The following is a 17,430-nucleotide window of genomic DNA, read 5'->3' on the forward strand; positions in this document are numbered from 1 at the left end:
TATTTATTGCATTTTTCGCAACAGCAAAAGTAAAAAGAAGCGAAATTAACATTCTTAACGAACATGCAGGAAAAATTATGCATACTGAATTACATAATTGGTAGCCCCTTCTTTACCGGTGATAACGTAGAGATCCTTCTACAACTTTAAAACAAAAAGGCACACGATTCACTGACTATTGACGGCCAGTTACTGTGGAATTACAGGATATGTTCTTTGAAGCATTGCTAGACAAGTAACAGAGAGGAATAAATGAATTAGGGGCTTGCCTATTTGAAAGCATAAGCACTCTTATACTAGGAGTTTTATTTGAAAAGCAGCCTGAAACCTGAATAAAGAAGGTTTAGGCTGCTTTTGGTTTTCTTTCGAGTGTTAGTCGACAACTATATGTCATTTTTATAGCTTAGGGAACATCATTCATTGTTTTTGAAGTTAGATACACAAAACTAAATAAGTTGCCTCTTTTTTGCGTTATTTTAATAAATATTGATGTTGCCGCTTGATACGGTTAGATCAATCTGATGCTTCCCAGACCCATGAATACCTTTAATGTTTTTATTACTTATTTTTTTACTAGTTAGCGGGAAATCACATGTTATATTACCGCTACTTGTCTTTCCATTTAAAGTAAAGTCAGCATTGGTCGGCAGATTAATATCGACCTTTCCTGAACTTACTTCAATATCAACTGAATCTATTAATTTGTCCATTTGTACATTTAAATTTCCAGATGATAATTCAGCCTTAATAGCTCCAATATAATGCTTTACATTGAGACTTCCTGAACTAACATCAAATGATCCTGTTTCTGTCGTTAATGAATCTATCTCGACATTACCTGACGAACCATTGTGCTCAAAATATTTAACCGATAAATTCTTTAGGTTGATGTTGCCTGAGCCTACATCTAATAGTAATTCATTTAATTTCATCGGTTCATTTTTAGAATGGCCGGAAAAACTCAGATTCCCTGAGCCTAGATTTATAGCCATATTTCGATCATAATCTTTAGGAATATAAATATTCAGTCTCGCCTTTTTATTGAATAAAAACCAGTCAAACCATTTCCTTGTTCGTTTCACACTTACCTCTACCTTGTCCCCGTGGCGTTTAACGATCAATTTTCCCTTTCCATCTAGATCTGCCTTTAAATCTTCTCGTTTTTCCGGAATAATCGTTGTGTTAACACCTGAAACATCAATTTCAATCATATCAATTTTCTTAGATATAACGGACTGAGTTGCTTGATTTCCAAAAGACAACCAACTAAAGTCAATTGGATTAAAAAAGATAACATATAATCCAATGACACCCAATAGAATCATAAAAAATCCTTTCAATGTTTTCCCTTCTTTCCATAGTATTTTTAGTTTCCATCATTAGCTTTTGCTTATCCTTTAGCCATTCCTTGCAGCAAGAAGAAATATCACTTCCTATTTTTATACAAACATATTTCGTTAGAAGCTTGCATGATCTCCCCCCATATCTTGAACCAAACAATAATTTTTCATTTAAATCTACCAATAAAACGGGCTTGCTCCATATTGATAAGTCTCTAGTACAAGCAGCTTACCTAAACAAATACTCTAACAATACTTCTCCAAATCCTCACCTCTTAGAGAAGATGATGAGCCTTATCAACAACTAATTCTCAAAAACTCCAAGCAGCATAGAGATAAATTGGCTTAAAGAATAAACCTAAACCCATTTCAACCAAAATTTCTCTCCCTTTTCCATCTTAACGATACAAAGAAAAGAGATTCTCCGAAATAGACCTGAAATGTATATTCAAATAAGGCTTGAGACTTATTTATGATGAATTTATTAAGTGGCGTTGGAAGGGAAAACACTTATATCTAAAAACGGTTCTAAAATTCTTTGATCATCTTTAGCACGACCTCTGCATCGTGCACTTTCTTTGCTCTCTTCATGAAGAACGATTGCGGACATGAATTCTGCGAGGCAAGTGATAACTGGAAACTTCATGAGTATATGTTCGTGATACTGAGGAAAAATTGACGGAGCTGTATCCAAAAATGCTGGCGCAAAATCCGGAATGGCAGATACTCCGCGAATACTACTGCCCTGGCTGTGCGACTCAGCTTGAGGCAGAAGCGGTAACTCCTTGGTATCCGGTCATAAAAGATTTCGAACCTGATATCGATAGGTTCTTATAAGGAACGGCTGAAACGTCCGCCCCAAACGAAATAAATATGAACAGATGACGGCTTTTTACCTCCAGCTGTTTCATTTCATATCAAGAAGTGTAAGCATTTACCTCCCTGATGCTGGAGATGCTGATGTCAACAAAGAAGGAACGATAATAGATCATGAGGAAACCACTATTTTATCGGTGGTTTCCTTTTTCGTTCTCTAATTTTACTCTACTGTTACATGTCGGCATAGCTGGCTATCCCTCCGTTATCTTTATAATTAAAGTATAACGTAAACGTCTCCCCTTCTTCCTCCAATCCAATCATAATTGTGTAGTTCAAACAAATCCCCTTTTCCTTCCCGCTTGGTGCTATGCTAAAGAATGGACACGATAAGATAAATAGCGAGAAAACTCTAGCTTAGACAGCCACTTTTCTCTGATTAGTAAACCTATTCAGATTCGCACGGAGTGTTAAGACCAAATGCGGAATAAATTGGTTCGCGATTAAGCGTTTAATATACTCAAAAATTCATTGCTTTTTTACCACTTCTTGCAGCGCAGCTTCTGTTACGTTTTGTAAAGCTTCTACACTAAGTTCAATTAGCACACCGATTTTTCCGCCGCTGACGACGATATGCTCAAGTTGAGAAGCACTAGAATCAATAAAGGTCGGATAAAGTTTTTTCATGCCTATCGGTGAACACCCTCCGCGGATATAGCCCGTCAACTTTTGTATATCTGTCATCGGCACCAGCGCGATATTTTTCTCACCCGTTGCTTGCGCAGCTTTTTTCAAATCCAGCTCTGACTCCACAGGGATGACAAACACATAAATGTTTCCGCTGTTCCCCTGCGTTACTAATGTTTTATACACCGATTGAGGGTCTTTCCCAATTTTATTGGTAACAGAAATTCCATCGATTTTTCCATCTTGACTGTCGTAGGTAATGACATTGTAAGGAATCATTTTCTTATCAAGAACACGCATCGCATTGGTTTTTGCTTTTGACATTTTTCTCCCTCCATGTTCGTTTTAGATAAACCACATCTGCCGGTGTTATGTCAATAATACTTCATTTTGGGAGACGTTGTTTGGAAGTTTTGTTTCAACAAGATTTACATACACGATAATGGCTATTCGCTGCTGCCTTGTATTTATATGCCGTAATGAATCACAATCATGGCTCGAGAATGCGTCAATACTTCATTGGACTCGCATTAAGGCCGGTAGATTTTGCAAGGGATTGTGCTTACGTAAAACGACCCCAAGACCGCCCATTCCGATCTCAGGGCTGATTATGCGTCCTTTTTATTTTTCGTAACTCTGCTTATGAGTCCGTGTGTTACTCTGACAGCAATCGCAAATTTTTCAACATTTTCATTTTGAATTGCCAAATCCTTTATTGTTCAACGTTCATCTCCGGAATGCTGCCCTCGTACGATTCTATAGGAAAGAATAACCCAAGAGTCAGATGGTTTTCTTTAAACATGCATATCCTTTATGTTTATCAAATCGGTTCATCATCGTTCCTACGGATTTTCTATATTTATAAATATCTAGAATTATCAATATTAATAATATAAAAAAATTCAAGTTCAAAATGGTAATGACGCTTACGATCTAAGGCGAGGATTTAAACTTATAATTCCCTAGATAACAGTTCAATCAATTTTTTGATGTTCTCCTCATCTCTTTTATAATAAGTCCACTGCCCAACTCGTTTTGCTTTTATCAATCCGGCATTTTGCAGCATCGATAGGTAAAGGGACACTGTAGATTGAGATAATCCCACTTTTTTATGGATGTCGCTCACGCAAACTCCATCTTCGTGTATATCCCCGTGTTGCGGTTTTGGAAAGTGGATTTCAGGATTTTTTAACCACTTTATGATCTGCAGCCTCGTTTCATTGGACAAGGCTTTAAACACTTCCAAAAGTTCCATTGTTACCTCCAAGTTCGTCAATCAATCGTATTTTTTATATTACATTACTGTACTTGAGTAAATCAACTAACATAAATTAATTAATTCCCTAGTTAGATAAGATATGCAACCCAACTCCCCTATCAAGGAAATTCATGTATGAACATGATTAGCATATCACCAAGAAATCTACAATATTTTATCTTCTTTGGCGTGAATCAAGTTTTTACAAAATCCCTCTTCCAAAGAGATGGCTCTTTGCTTACGGAACATGCATATTTCTTTTAAGCGGAGACAAGTCTCTTTGACAGCTACAAAACATTTGTTTATTATATAGACAAATGTTTATAATTAAATGAATGCTGAGGTGCATTCTGATGAATGAGAAAGAAAAGTTAATATTAGAATTGATAAGAAAAAACCCATTTATTACACAAAGTAAACTGGCAGAGGAGCTTGATCTTTCACGGTCTGCGGTAGCCGGCTATATCTCCTCACTAACGAAACAAGGAAAGATTATTGGAAGAGCTTATGTGTTGCCCGAACCATCCAGAATTATGTGTATCGGCGGAGCAAATGTCGATCGCAAGGCACAAGCGCAATCTTCAGTCCAATTCGGCACCTCTAACCCTGTAACTATTACGCAATCATGTGGTGGGGTAGCGAGAAATGTCGCTGAAAATCTTGGCCGGCTTGGTAGTTCAGTTTCTCTCTTAACCGTTGTGGGAGATGATCAAGAAGGCGAATGGCTTCTTTCAATAACAAGTCCGTACGTTGATACGAGCCAAACAATGAAAGTAGAGAAAATGAACACAGGCACATACACGGCCGTACTGGATCATGATGGAGAAATGGTAATTGCGCTCGCTGATATGGCGATCTATGACACAGTCAGTCAAGATTTTATTCAAAAAAGATGGAGTCATATTTCATCTGCATCGATGGTTTTACTCGATACGAATTTTCCTAGTGATGTATTGCAAATGGTCATTGAGCGCTGCTATCAAGAAAAAATTCCTCTATGCATTGCACCCGTTTCTGCGCCAAAAGTGAAAAAGTTGCCTGCAGATCTTAACGGTGTGACATGGCTCATCGCTAATAAAGACGAAGCGATGACGTTAGCAGGTCTTGAGAGCGGGAATGTAGAAGAAGCATGTGAAAAAATCCTCGCTCTCGGAGCGGAGAATGTCATTATTACTCAAGGAGAAAAAGGAATTGTATATAAAAATAAAAAAGGAGAACACGGGACAATATCTGCACCAAAGTTAAAAGTAATCGATGCAACGGGAGCAGGCGACTCGTTTACATCAGGTTTCCTATATGGCATGAACAACGGAGAATCATTTGAAAAAGCCTGCAAATTAGGAATGAGCTGTTCGATCATCGCTTTGCAAACGAAAGAGACAGTATGTACACAACTGAATGAACACCTATTAAATCAAACATATAAGCAATATTTTTCTGAGGAGGCCTAAACAATGAAACTTAAAGACGTACTCGTTTTTTCAGAAGAAGTAGCGAAAGCGATGGAAAATCGCCAACCGATTGTTGCGTTAGAATCAACGATTATTTCTCACGGGATGCCGTATCCACAAAATATACAAACAGCAAAAGAAGTGGAACATCTCATTCGTGAAAACGGCGCGGTTCCTGCAACAATTGCGATTTTAGATGGAAAAATACGAATTGGCTTAACAGATGATGAGCTTGAGTTTTTAGGAACAAGCAAAGACATTGAAAAAGTGAGCCGGAGAGATTTACCCTATATCATCGCAACAAAAAAGCATGGCGCAACTACCGTTGCCGCTACGATGATTTGTGCAAATATGGCGGGGATTCAAGTATTTGCGACAGGCGGAATTGGCGGCGTTCATCGCGGAGCCCAGCAAACCATGGACATCTCCGCTGACTTACAGGAACTAGCGCAAACAAATGTAGCGGTTGTATGCGCAGGAGCAAAATCAATTTTAGATTTAGGTCTTACGTTAGAATATCTCGAAACGAATGGTGTCCCGGTGATTGGCTATGGTACAGACACATTGCCAGCCTTTTATTCGAGAATGAGCCCTTTCAAGGTCAATTACCGCATGGATACAGCTGAGGAAATTGCACAATTAATCAAAGCGAAATGGGGACTTGGGTTAAACGGGGGACTTGTCATTGCCAATCCAATCCCAAAAGAGGATGAATTAGAAGAAGCATACATTACTTCTATCATTGAAGAAGCTCTAAAAGAAGCAGAGAAAAAACAGATCACTGGTAAAGCGGTCACGCCATTTTTACTCGATAAAGTAAAGACATTAACAGGAGGTAAAAGCCTAGAAGCCAATATCGCCTTGGTAAAAAACAATGCCATCCTTGCCGCGAACATTGCGGCTCACTTGCGATAATTATTGGATAGGTGCTTGTGACTACCGAACAAACCTCATGTATATTTAGAATAATATGCAGTAGACAACTGACAGAAAACATTATGTATGAATCTTCTCTTCTCAGATCCGAATGGAGACAATACCTTGCTTCTACTCTGCATGGGTGCAGCTTGGTTAGTTCAAATCAGTCTTTTAACATACCATTCTCATTTACAGGACAAGGTAAATCATACTGTCACTCGAGGTCGTTCGCCTCCGGCGTCACGGTCGATTCTCCTTCGATCCTAGAAGAGAGATTCATGTTCTTTGTAAAAGCTAAGCTGCTAATATGCGCTGGAATTGTTTCGAAGCCTTTACTCAGCCTGTCCCCCTGTCAATCAACAATAAAGCAATTGCTATTGAAAATATCTATATGAAACTATGGAACAACGATTCAGGATATCAATAAAAGCAATCAGTCCCTTCGCATTTTTTTATTTCGTAACGAAGGTGAATCTTTCCCTCTTAAAATATCAAAAGAGGTTGATATTGAGAAGAAGTAGCCGTTCGAAAAAACACACCAGTGTGAGACCGTGCCGTTAAAATGCCTGCTATGGCATGGGATCCGGGACGAAACTTTGGACAGCGTGATTTTGCCGCTACTGTCTAAAGAACGGAAAAAAGAGGCATTATGAAAATCAATAATATCTCTCTCTGACTGTGGGGATAGCTACTGAAGCAGAAAATCGGAATAAGGATAAAATCGTTCTCGTTAATTACTATCTCCTTACCTCAAAGAGCTTTGAGTGCATCCTGTATCGGTTGATTACCATTGAGGAGTTCAAACGTTTTGTTTTTGGCATTTTCAATATCAACACAAGACACAATTACTTGCGCCACATCTCCACGTGGAATATTCCTTCAATGCTTTCAAAATGCTCAGCTATTTCGACTTTACCCGTCGGTGGTTCAAAGCTTAGAAACCCCGGACGAACAATGGTATATGTTAATCCGCTTTCTTCTAAGTATCTATCCGCTTCCCCTTTGCTTTCAGGTAATGTGCAATTTTGGGTATAGCTTGTGGATCACCAGATCCATATGAACTAAGCATAACAAAATGAGCGATGCTTTCTTTCTTGGCAGCATCAATAAGGCGTTTTGCTCCTTCTTGGTCTAAATGGTTTTATCTGGACCCGTTTTTGAGCCGGATCCAGCAGCAAAATCACCACATCCTATACCTTTAACGGCATGAGAAACATCTTCTTCAAGATCAGCCACTATAGCTTCTTTGGCAACAAGCTGTTTCAATTTTTACGCTTGCGCTGCCTCTCTAATCATTGCATAAGCTTCATGACGATTACTTTGCCCAAGAAGCTCCACTATCAATCTACCTGTGTGACCGTTTGCACCTGCGATAAGGACTTTCATATTCCCATTCCTTTTTGTTCTAACCATAGATCCCTTTCGCTATGGAGATTGACTTTATACTGCCGTTGCCATAGTTCCACAGTCGCATTCAAATGCAAGTTTTTACTTCCTCTGCACTGTGGGATGCGCACTTTACCGAAAGTCCCCCATACAATTATCCTGTATTGAACTATGAGTTCAATGTAATCAGGCGAAAAACTCATATCATCGTCCCGAATCTGTTTGACGCACGATTTATCATGATAATGAATGGCTATACGTATTCCCTAGCTCATACGCCCGATTAAGCAGACTGTCATAATGTTTTTTGATTTCATCTTCGTTTTCCATATCTTCAGCTAACGTATTATACAGAAATGCCACTTCAGACTGAGAAATGCCTGTATAGCCAGCTAAACCAACATTTAAATAATGGGAAATCATGGTATCAAAATTTCTCTTTTTAAGACTTTCCTCTGTCTCCCCGACAAGCGGAATCCACAATACCTTTTTGTGTGGAAGGCGCGCTCCTCCATAAGCAAAACCATAATTCCATGTGCGGTCTATATATCCTTTTGTAATGGCTGGTAACGAATACCACCATAATGGAAATATGAACGCTAATCCGTCATTTCTCTTTAGCCTTTCCATTTCTGCCTGAACACGCAGGGAATATTTTTTATGAGGGTTGTCCCAATCAGGTTCATCTTGTTCATATACCAGTGGATTAAACTCTTCACCATATAAATCCGCTATTTCAACTTCATGTCCGGCATCTTTTAACCCTTGAACAAAACGTTCGGCAACGGCAAAAGTAAGGGAATCCCTTCGAGGATGCGAGACAATCGTTAGCACTCTCATGTAATCAGCTCCTAAACAGATTTTCAACAATTTTTTTGAGTAACTATCTTGAAATTTACCATTATCTTCATTCATAATCAAACGATTAAGATTCTTGCTCCAGTTGTCATATAACAAATTTAATTTCATCCGTTGGCTTCAGCTAAAACTCTCGTTTTGGGATGGTTTATCATTGAGAAGCAGTATGTCCATAACCGGATATCATATTATCCCCCTTCCGTTCCCCTGCTTCCTGTTCATCTAAATATAGGGGGACAGAAAAGTAATCTTCAATTCTTTTTTATAACACCAACGTTACCTGTAGCAAGACTCTGTCCCTAGTTTCTAATCTGCCATGAGTAAAAAGCGTTTCCGGAAAATAATTCGCCCAACAACTCCACTGGGTTTACAAGTAGATGTCCCAATCTATGATAACAAAAACTTAATTAATTATATTAATCCCCCGTCCCCGTATATTTTTATAATCAGATACATCTCTGTCCAATTTCTGGAATAACACTCGATATAACTCAATAGAAAATAAAATACATGTGGAACAAGAGCTAATTGACGGCCAAAAAACGGAGTATTATAATCATAGTAAACCTATAAAATTTATAAGAATTATTTAAGGAAGGGTGGCGGAAAATGAGCGTTTTGAGCGAAGTGTTGGCCGCAAATGAGGTGTACTCTGCCAGTTTCGGGGACAAAGCAAATTTGCCGATGCCGCCGAAGCGTCGATTTGCGATTTTGACCTGCATGGACGCGCGTCTCGACCCAGCCAAGTTTGCCGGACTTGCGGAAGGTGATGCTCATGTGATCCGAAATGCAGGAGGCCGGGCAAGCGACGATGCGATTCGTTCCCTCGTCATCTCGTACAAGCTGTTGGGAACACGGGAATGGTTCGTGATTCATCATACCGATTGTGGTATGGAGACGTTTACCAATGAAATTATCCGTAATTTGCTCGCCAACAGCTTGGAAACAGCCAAGTTCGATGGACAAAATTGGCATGACGTGGGAAGAGGCCCCGGTTCCAGAGCAGGAGAATACATGGAATTCTTAACGATCAACAATCTTGAACAGAGCGTTATCGACGATGTCGAACGGATTCGCTCCCATCCTCTTGTTCCGAACAACATTGCGATCTACGGTTTTATTTACGACGTGAAAAACGGTCGTCTGATTGAAGTACCTGAAGCTAACCGCATTGGCCGGGCAACCACCTGATCATCCGCACTGCTGCTTGCCTTCATAAAACGAACTTCTTATTCGGTGTGGCATAAAAATGGACACGCGTTAAACAGAGAGAAGTAGCCGAGCCTATGCAGCTACTTCTCTCTGTTTAGGGTCTTCAGTCTCTTTAAATTCTTCATAATGATACATAGCCGATTGCTGAATGACTTTGTTTTCGGTTATAAAATCATTACGTGATAAAAAATCACTTTCTGCCATTTTTTATATTCAGACAAAAGATTAGGAATAGACTTGCATTTTTCACCATTAATCTCATTTTTGATATTAACGTGATTATATCTAAATTCTGGGCTTCCATCGTTGCTAAATATTCACTTACTATTTCCCTCGATTATGTAACAATCACTATATTTCCTTCTTGTGTCTGGTTATTGTAATTGATCAACGACATTCTCCCCTGTTAAATTTTTATAATCATGACAATTGCGACGATTAAAAGACGTGATTTCGTTTTTTAACTTAACTGCTCTTTAGTTGAAGAAACTTGTTACCACCAAAACATTATACAGATTTTTCAATCGAGTAAACGAGTGTCTCCCTACCGCGAATCAATGTTTCTTTTTCAAACGTCATACCCACTCGCTCAGCAACTCTGATAGATGGTGTGTTTAGTTTGTAAATCATCGAAATCAGTCTATTTAAGAACATTGAATCCGAAATCTCTTGATGCCTTCGCTGCCTCTGTTGCTAAACCTTTTCCCCAATGTTCGCGCACTAATAAATAGCCAATTTCCATTTCATGTTGTTCGTCAACAATCTGTGGGACAATCCCACACATTCCAACAAAATCGCCATTTTCCTTGAATTCACAAATCCACAAACCGGCACTATGTTTTTCGTAGTTATTCAGATTCCATTGAATCCATTTTTTTGCGTCTTCTCTGGTCTTTGTAGAAGGATAAAATCGCATGGCTATCGGATCAGAAAAAATTTTCATCAGATTATCTTCATCACGAAAATCCATTTTCCTTAATATTAATCGCTCTGTTTCAATGACAGTCATGCGTGAACACCTCTGCTTTTGCTTTTCGATACAAAACATTAAAAAGTTTATTCTTGATCACTTCATGACAACATGGACGAGAAGCTACTTGTTCTTTTTATAGACCTTTTTCTAAAAAATGATCATACATGACAGAAGAACTCCTTCTTCTGCCATGTATATCTGCCTTTCATGAGCTATTTTAAATTGAAACCTTTTCCTTCGACAAACTCCTTCATATACATTCGAACCTGTTTACTAAGCATGCTGGCCATTTGTCCGGTCCATGTGTCACGGCGTTCTCCGTTTGTACGTTTTTCATAATATGACGAAATCGTTTCATTATATTGATTTAGTTGGTATTCTAATTTGGAACGATCTTGTTCGTATGTTTCTTCATGGTAAACATGATGGAAAGGTAAGCGCGGTTTTTTATCAGGATTTTGCGCCGGATACCCTACTGCAATCCCGAACAACGGAATCACTTGTTTCGGAACTTTTAAGAGCTCACACACTTCGGGTAAGTTGTTCCGCAAACCGCCGATATAACAAGCTCCCAATCCCATTGACTCAGCCGCGATTACAGCATTTTGCGCTGCCAACGCCGTGTCAATGAGCGCAACCATAAACTTTTCGGTGCTTTCTAACGCCGCAGATACATCGGCGTTTTCCATTTCGCCGATAATCTCGTGGCGATGCAAATCTGCGCAAAATATAAAGAAATGACCATTGTTCTCCACATATGGCTGATTTCCCGCTAACTCAGCGAGCTTCCGTTTCGTCTCTTTATCTTTCACCCCGATGATGGAATATGCCTGAATAAAACTGGATGTGGAAGCTGCCTGGGCACACTCGACAATGGTACGAATTTGTTCATCGGATAGAGCGCGGTCTTCAAATCTTCGAATGGAACGGTGCTGTAAAATCGTTTCAATGACTTGATTCATTTCTTTCCCTCCTACACCAATAATGATAAAGTTTTTCTTTGTTATTCATCATAACAAAAAAGAAAAGGTCAAAAAATATTTAGCTTTCAAATATTGATAAAAATACACTACTCTTTTGATCTAAATCACTTTCGTCACCATTCATCTGCTTCTTGAGCACTCTTTATATAAAGTTGAACAAAATGATATTCTCCCTCGATTTCTTTCCTTCTTCAGATCGATGCCTAAACGATACCCGTAGGATGCGTTCAATACCATGGCTTGTCCTTCTTTGTAATGTAATTTTTTTAACAACTCTTCTTTTAATCATTTCTTTTCTGGTTATGAAACGATTCATTTAGAATTGCGGCTTTTAGTTTACGATAATTTTATTATGTTACCTTAATCTATTTTTTTCTTTTTAAAAGTTAGCGTTTAAATGCAATATTGCATTTTTTTCTATCCTAGTAACATAATCTATTCCATGGGCAAGCCAAAAGGGAAATGTTCATCATAAATTGTCATTTCCTTTTAGTTGGTGTAAAAAATCAAATATGTTGTAATTAACGCCCTCTACAATATCTCCTTCTTGATTCCTTGCTTTTGTTATCTTTACAGCTAACTCATTATGAATTGTAAACTGTAAACTCTTGATTACAAAAGATAATATCAGTGGTCCCCTGTTCGGTCTATCCCAAATGGAAAAACTCTTTGATTTCAGGGGTCATCAACCCATCATATTCTTTACACACCATCTGATTTCCCCTTTATTCATAAAGGGTAACCGCTCTACAATCCATTAATGCCCCTATTGCTTCTTGCTGGTACTTGGTGTTTGTCACATAACGATTGCATCTGACCATATTTGAACGCAAAAGTACCATCAGTCTTCTCCAATTGGTAATTTGTCCGTTATGCAATAAGTTGATGAATTCAAGGGAAAGTTCATAAAAATCGCCGTATAACTACTTTTTTCGATTTCGGAACGAATATTGAAGTAGTGGAGGCTTTCTTTGAGTCGTGCTGAAAGATACCCCTTTATATTGGGAGAATTTCAACACCTAATGAGCATTTTTCAAAATATATGCCTTTTTGTTCGGCATCATACAGAAAATACCACACATAATGTTCAGCTGCTTGAGATAAATCTTTAATGGTTTCACGAATAAACTCCTACATCGAATCAGGCTCTTTTCTACGTTCACTCAAATGCTTCACTAGCGATTGTTTAATTTGTGGCCGTATTATTCGGACAGCATCCTGATGAATATATTGCATCGTATCTTCAAAGCGAATTGGTTCATGTCCCATATTTTTGAGCTCTTCAAATACAATTTTTCGTATAGGAGACAGAGAGTCTTGGGCGACAGAGCTGATAAAAATGGTCGTGTTATACACGATAGCACCGCCTCACCTCAAACTGTTTTCTAAATATTATTATAACATAAATAAGAATATATGTTCGTTGTCATCGAGACAACAGCTATGGAATTACTTGATTCAACAGCCCTTCTATACGTATTCGCTGTAGAAAAAAATTACCGTTTCATGGAGAATATATCACTTTACAAAAGTAAGTAAGTTACTTTATTATATTTATTGTTTAGAAGTACCCCTTCCTACCAAACACGTTGCAAAAGGTATGGTATTCGCTTTTTTGAAAAAAATAATGGATGATTTCATCAAACAAAGAAAGGGAGAATTACCATGGCAAAATTATTGTATATTACGGCGAATCCAAAAACGGAAAATGAATCGTTCAGCTTATCTGTCGGCCGAGCATTTTTAAATGCCTACAAACAACAAAACCCACAAGATGAAGTAGTGGAATTGGATCTTTATCAGACCGATATTCCGCACATTGATCAAGATGTGTTTAGCGGTTGGGGAAAACTCCAACAAGGACATGCTTTTGATCAGTTAAGCGCAGAGGAAAAACAAAAAGTCAGCCGCATTAACCAATTAACGGACCAGTTTATCGAAGCAGACAAATATGTATTTGTGACTCCTATGTGGAATTTTAGTTTTCCACCAAAAATGAAAGCGTATATTGATACAATTTGTATGGCAGGTAAAACATTTAAATATACGGAAAACGGACCTGTAGGGTTATTAACAGATAAAAAAGCGGTACATATCCAAGCCCGCGGAGGTATTTATTCCGAAGGTCCAATGAAAGACATGGAGTTTGGAGACCGTTATTTAAAAACTGTGCTCAGCTTCATCGGCATTACAAATGTTCAATCAATTATTGTAGAAGGAATGGCACAATTCCCAAATGAAGCAGAAAGCATTAAAGAAAAAGCAATTAAACAAGCAGAGGAAGTAGCGAAAAACTTCTAATTCGTTCACCACGTTTTACTTCGAGAAGGGGTATGAAAAACAGACACTTGAATTCATTGAAGAGAAAAAGAGTGACTGTAACAATTAACCAGTCACTCTTTCCTTTTTTGTATTTGTGTACTTATCGTTTGCTGGATTACTTTTTGTCATTGTTTCCTTGTAATGCCTTATGAAAGAAATACGAATACCTGCCCACTTAACTAACGTTTGAATAGGGATCGTAGATTGTATGCGACTTGTCTGTGATATCCGAACAATAAGCGACATACAAGAACTGCTTTACGCTTCTCTTCTTTTCGAAGGCGTTCGCTCTATTTTGTCTAGAATACATATAAGCACTCCTATTCGTTCTTTGACGCTTAACATATGAGGTTGGTAGCAAGAAGTTGCTGCCACCGTAAAACGTTGAACATAACCGTATATCTGTTGTAATATCTGTTGTATGGGGAAAAGAAAAGTACGAACGTCGGCTGCTTCAGCATGTCTCTTGCAGTCGATGCAGAGGTCAAGTGAAGGCAGGGGTGCTTGGCACGTTGATACTGCTGGATACTTACAAGCTCCCACTTCCACTCGTTACGAAGCCTCAATTAAGTAGTAGAGATAGTTGATGTTTGACTGACATCCAGGGCTACACCTCTACTATAAAGGTGTCATACGCTATTCTAATTTCCAGACCTTTTTTGTTTAGCTGCCTTTCCACTTCTTTTAGTTCATCAAAACTCAACCCGTTCATTTCTTCGATGTGTGTTAATACCGTTTTTTTAGCATTCAATTCTTTAATAATTTCGAGTGTTTCTGAAAAAGTCGCTTCCTCTTTTAGCACAGGGTGTCCAGAAGATATTAATCATTCGCCTGTAAAAGGATGATATTCAAAAATGCCAATAGGTAAAACGGCAAGGTCAATACCTTGTAGTGTTTGAGGGGGCTTCCAGTTATGAAGTTCATCAAGTGCGATTAAAACTTTTTTCTCTTGCGTTTTTAATAAAAACGCATAAACGTAGGCTTCTGCCAGACGGAATGGCTGTATTTCTATCTCATTGATCCAAACGCTATCACCGTCTTTTATTTCATGAATTCGTATATATCCTTGTTCAGAAAAAAATTTAAGATGTTCTCCGCTTCCGAGACGATGATTGAAATCAACGGCTACTTGTTCAGGTAAATATACATTGGTTTGTTTATTTTTTGGTGGGTAGTTTCTCCAATCGGCATTGATAGATTCTAAAATTCTTCTTCCCATCACATGGTCAGGATGCCAATGAGAATAGAATACCGCGTTTATTTCGTTAATATTCGAACGATTGATTTGATAATATATATCTTCTGACGTATCAAGCAATATATTTGGTCCGTGCACAAATAAACCAGGACCTGAACGACTATACGGTACACCTTTTATTCTCGCTTCTTCACACACTCGACAACGACAGAGTGGGCGCGGGATGGTCATTGCCCCTCCTGTTCCAAGAAATTCAATCTTCAACCCTATCACTCTTTTCTTCTTGTAATAGTTTTATCTACTTTTTAACGATTATTATAATATTTCCCACAACATTTAATTGGCACTTAATTGTTGGACAATAAATTAGAGGAAGTACGAATAAGAGCCCAACTCATACTCCGAATAATCAATCTTCTATACAATTGAATAAATACCACTTTTTATTAAAAACATTTACCCTTGAAATACTATGCTTAATACCAATCACACGCCGATCATAACCTTCCCCATAAGCTCCTTGTCAACGCTACTAAACGATTCACTTAGATAGAAATTTCGCCAGACTTACTTCATTTCTTACCAGACGCGGAGCAAAGCGAATCGTTTTTGATAGTGCGCGGCGGAGAGATGCTGATCCTTTATGAAAAGATCTCCCTCTGTACAAAAATATTGGTTAGTAGATTTTTACTACAGACTAAACAATGAAACGCGTTCCAACAAAGGAACGCATCTAATAAAGCTGCCCTGAAAGATGTTTATAAACCGGATAATAGAATCTTTTTAGCTGTTTAGGTAACTTCACTGGATATTGGCTATTCATCAAATTTCCCTGTTTGGTAATCGATCATCGCTTGACGGATTTCTTCCTGTGTATTCATGACAAACGGTCCGTATGCGACAACCGGTTCGTTAATCGGCTCACCTGCATACAGCAAGACGCGGAGTTTTTCTCTGGCAGTCATGGTAATTTCACTCTCTCGAGCTTCATCGGCTGAATCTAAAAATAATACTTGTCCAGCCCTTCCTTCCGTTTGATGAACACCAAAAGTCCCACTACCTTCCAGAATATAGAGAAAGCCATTATAACTCCCAGGCAAATCTTGCACAACACTCGCTCCGGATTCAAGTAAAATTTCTACCATGGTGACAGGCACGTGGTTAAGCGTCGGAGCTTGCACGCCTTTTGAAGAACCAGAAAACACACGAACGATGGCTCCTTCTTCTTTACGCACAGGCATGTCTTTGCTTTTTAAATTTTGATAACGCGGCTCTGTCATTTTTTTTGAGCGCGGCAAATTAATCCACAATTGCAAACTGTGCACCGTAGAACCGGGAGCCGGGTCTTCTTTATGAATAACACCCTTTCCGGCAGTCATCCATTGCACATCCCCCGGTCCGAGCTTTCCGTGTCCGGCTTTGTTGTCAAAATGCTCCAGTGTACCATCAATGACATATGTCACCGTTTCAATGCCACGATGCGGATGAAAATCAAACGTTCCCCTTTGAAAAAAATCCTCCATTAACATTAAAAAAGGATCGTACTCTTTCCAGTTCCCAGGTTCTAACACAAATCCATTCCGATGAATTGAGCTGTTTGTTTGATACTGTACCGTTTTTATACGGCGAATGCCTCGTTGGTTTTGCATAGGACCTCCTAATAATGAATCGAATTTTATATAAGTTTATCATATATTTCCACCATTTTTGATGTCAAACAAGAGTTACAACCATTTGTATTTGTGTAGATGTTCACGTTGCATACAAAATTTTATTTTATGCATCTCCTCGATCAATCGAGTTATAGATTCACAACTAGACTATTTATAAACCAGAGCAACAGCTCAAAATTATGCATAAATGCGCACGTAATAAATAGCGGTACGTGACTGCTCTAGTCCATCATTCTTTTATTAGTTGCAGTTGGGATTTTTTTATTTTGTATGGAAATAACATAGAAATTGTCGGCTGAACCAATATCAAACTTAACTAAAGGAGGCGTAGACCCTTTTGCCACGTACTGACCGA

The 17,430-nt window shown here is 38.5% G+C and carries 16 protein-coding genes and 3 pseudogenes; 5 read left to right on the top strand and 14 right to left on the bottom strand.

The window, feature by feature from the left end:
• Positions 1-476 precede the first annotated feature (476 nt).
• Positions 477-1,340, bottom strand: coding sequence for a LiaG family protein (gene liaG / locus ISX45_RS06615; protein WP_228485651.1), 864 nt, complete (start codon positions 1,338-1,340; stop codon positions 477-479).
• Positions 1,341-1,929: 589 nt separating this feature from the next.
• Between liaG and ISX45_RS06620 the strand changes: the two are divergent.
• Positions 1,930-2,211: pseudogene (locus ISX45_RS06620) on the top strand (acetone carboxylase subunit gamma); the annotation flags it as partial.
• A gap of 473 nt (positions 2,212-2,684) precedes the next feature.
• Here ISX45_RS06620 and ybaK read toward each other — a convergent pair.
• From ybaK to ISX45_RS06630, 3 genes and pseudogenes are all read right to left on the bottom strand, one after another.
• Positions 2,685-3,167: a Cys-tRNA(Pro) deacylase gene (gene ybaK / locus ISX45_RS06625; RefSeq protein ID WP_181556129.1), complete on the bottom strand. Its 483-nt coding sequence runs from the start codon at positions 3,165-3,167 to the stop codon at positions 2,685-2,687.
• Between the two features lie 391 nt (positions 3,168-3,558).
• Positions 3,559-3,677 (bottom strand): annotated as a pseudogene (locus tag ISX45_RS20230) (LLM class flavin-dependent oxidoreductase); the annotation flags it as partial.
• Between the two features lie 118 nt (positions 3,678-3,795).
• A complete protein-coding gene (locus ISX45_RS06630; protein ID WP_194520322.1) occupies positions 3,796-4,098 on the bottom strand; it encodes an ArsR/SmtB family transcription factor in 303 nt (100 codons plus the stop codon).
• Between the two features lie 356 nt (positions 4,099-4,454).
• Between ISX45_RS06630 and ISX45_RS06635 the strand changes: the two genes are divergently transcribed.
• Together ISX45_RS06635 and ISX45_RS06640 are read left to right on the top strand one after the other, a co-directional pair.
• Entirely contained in the window at positions 4,455-5,552 is a 1,098-nt protein-coding gene (locus ISX45_RS06635; protein ID WP_194520323.1) for a carbohydrate kinase, read from the top strand.
• A gap of 3 nt (positions 5,553-5,555) precedes the next feature.
• A complete protein-coding gene (locus ISX45_RS06640) occupies positions 5,556-6,467 on the top strand; it encodes a pseudouridine-5'-phosphate glycosidase (protein ID WP_181556132.1) in 912 nt (303 codons plus the stop codon).
• 848 nt (positions 6,468-7,315) lie between these two features.
• On the opposite strand, the pseudogene ISX45_RS20235 reads toward ISX45_RS06640, so the two are convergent.
• From ISX45_RS20235 to ISX45_RS06650, 3 genes and pseudogenes are all read right to left on the bottom strand, one after another.
• Positions 7,316-7,578, bottom strand: a pseudogene (locus ISX45_RS20235) (NAD(P)-binding oxidoreductase).
• A 23-nt stretch (positions 7,579-7,601) separates the two neighbouring features.
• Positions 7,602-7,736, bottom strand: a complete 135-nt coding sequence (locus tag ISX45_RS19880; RefSeq protein WP_267240201.1) for a hypothetical protein — start codon at positions 7,734-7,736, stop codon at positions 7,602-7,604.
• 357 nt (positions 7,737-8,093) lie between these two features.
• Positions 8,094-8,696, bottom strand: a complete 603-nt coding sequence (locus ISX45_RS06650) for an NAD(P)H oxidoreductase (RefSeq protein ID WP_194520324.1) — start codon at positions 8,694-8,696, stop codon at positions 8,094-8,096.
• Between the two features lie 627 nt (positions 8,697-9,323).
• Here ISX45_RS06650 and ISX45_RS06655 point away from each other — a divergent pair.
• Positions 9,324-9,905, top strand: coding sequence for a beta-class carbonic anhydrase (locus tag ISX45_RS06655; protein WP_181556134.1), 582 nt, complete (start codon positions 9,324-9,326; stop codon positions 9,903-9,905).
• A 93-nt stretch (positions 9,906-9,998) separates the two neighbouring features.
• Here ISX45_RS06655 and ISX45_RS19885 read toward each other — a convergent pair whose 3' ends face one another.
• From ISX45_RS19885 to ISX45_RS06670, 4 genes are all read right to left on the bottom strand, one after another.
• Positions 9,999-10,130 carry a hypothetical protein gene (locus ISX45_RS19885; RefSeq protein ID WP_267240202.1) on the bottom strand — a complete coding sequence of 44 codons (132 nt, stop codon included), beginning with the start codon at positions 10,128-10,130 and terminating at the stop codon, positions 9,999-10,001.
• Positions 10,131-10,566: 436 nt separating this feature from the next.
• Positions 10,567-10,935 carry a GNAT family N-acetyltransferase gene (locus ISX45_RS06660; protein WP_228485652.1) on the bottom strand — a complete coding sequence of 123 codons (369 nt, stop codon included), beginning with the start codon at positions 10,933-10,935 and terminating at the stop codon, positions 10,567-10,569.
• Between the two features lie 176 nt (positions 10,936-11,111).
• Positions 11,112-11,861, bottom strand: coding sequence for an oxygen-insensitive NADPH nitroreductase (gene nfsA, locus ISX45_RS06665; protein ID WP_194520325.1), 750 nt, complete (start codon positions 11,859-11,861; stop codon positions 11,112-11,114).
• 1,152 nt (positions 11,862-13,013) lie between these two features.
• The gene (locus ISX45_RS06670; RefSeq protein ID WP_194520326.1) at positions 13,014-13,238 is read right to left on the bottom strand and encodes a DUF4062 domain-containing protein; all 225 of its coding nucleotides are present in this window, start codon (positions 13,236-13,238) and stop codon (positions 13,014-13,016) included.
• Between the two features lie 309 nt (positions 13,239-13,547).
• On the opposite strand from ISX45_RS06670, the gene ISX45_RS06675 reads away from it, so the two are divergent.
• On the top strand, positions 13,548-14,183 hold the full coding sequence (locus tag ISX45_RS06675) for an FMN-dependent NADH-azoreductase (RefSeq protein WP_181556138.1): 636 nt from the start codon (positions 13,548-13,550) through the stop codon (positions 14,181-14,183).
• A gap of 628 nt (positions 14,184-14,811) precedes the next feature.
• Here the strand turns inward: ISX45_RS06675 and ISX45_RS19535 are convergent.
• The 3 genes from ISX45_RS19535 to ISX45_RS06685 all read right to left on the bottom strand — a co-directional run bounded on the left by ISX45_RS19535 (position 14,812) and on the right by ISX45_RS06685 (position 17,051).
• Positions 14,812-15,006 (bottom strand): hypothetical protein, encoded by a 195-nt coding sequence (locus ISX45_RS19535; RefSeq protein WP_228485653.1) that lies wholly within the window; start codon positions 15,004-15,006, stop codon positions 14,812-14,814.
• A 21-nt stretch (positions 15,007-15,027) separates the two neighbouring features.
• Entirely contained in the window at positions 15,028-15,666 is a 639-nt protein-coding gene (locus ISX45_RS06680; protein ID WP_228485654.1) for an MBL fold metallo-hydrolase, read from the bottom strand.
• A 551-nt stretch (positions 15,667-16,217) separates the two neighbouring features.
• The gene (locus tag ISX45_RS06685; RefSeq protein ID WP_194520327.1) at positions 16,218-17,051 is read right to left on the bottom strand and encodes a pirin family protein; all 834 of its coding nucleotides are present in this window, start codon (positions 17,049-17,051) and stop codon (positions 16,218-16,220) included.
• Between the last annotated feature and the right edge of the window lie 379 nt (positions 17,052-17,430).

Source organism: Thermaerobacillus caldiproteolyticus, assembly GCF_015326725.1.
In the GTDB taxonomy this organism is placed as follows: domain Bacteria; phylum Bacillota; class Bacilli; order Bacillales; family Anoxybacillaceae; genus Thermaerobacillus; species Thermaerobacillus caldiproteolyticus.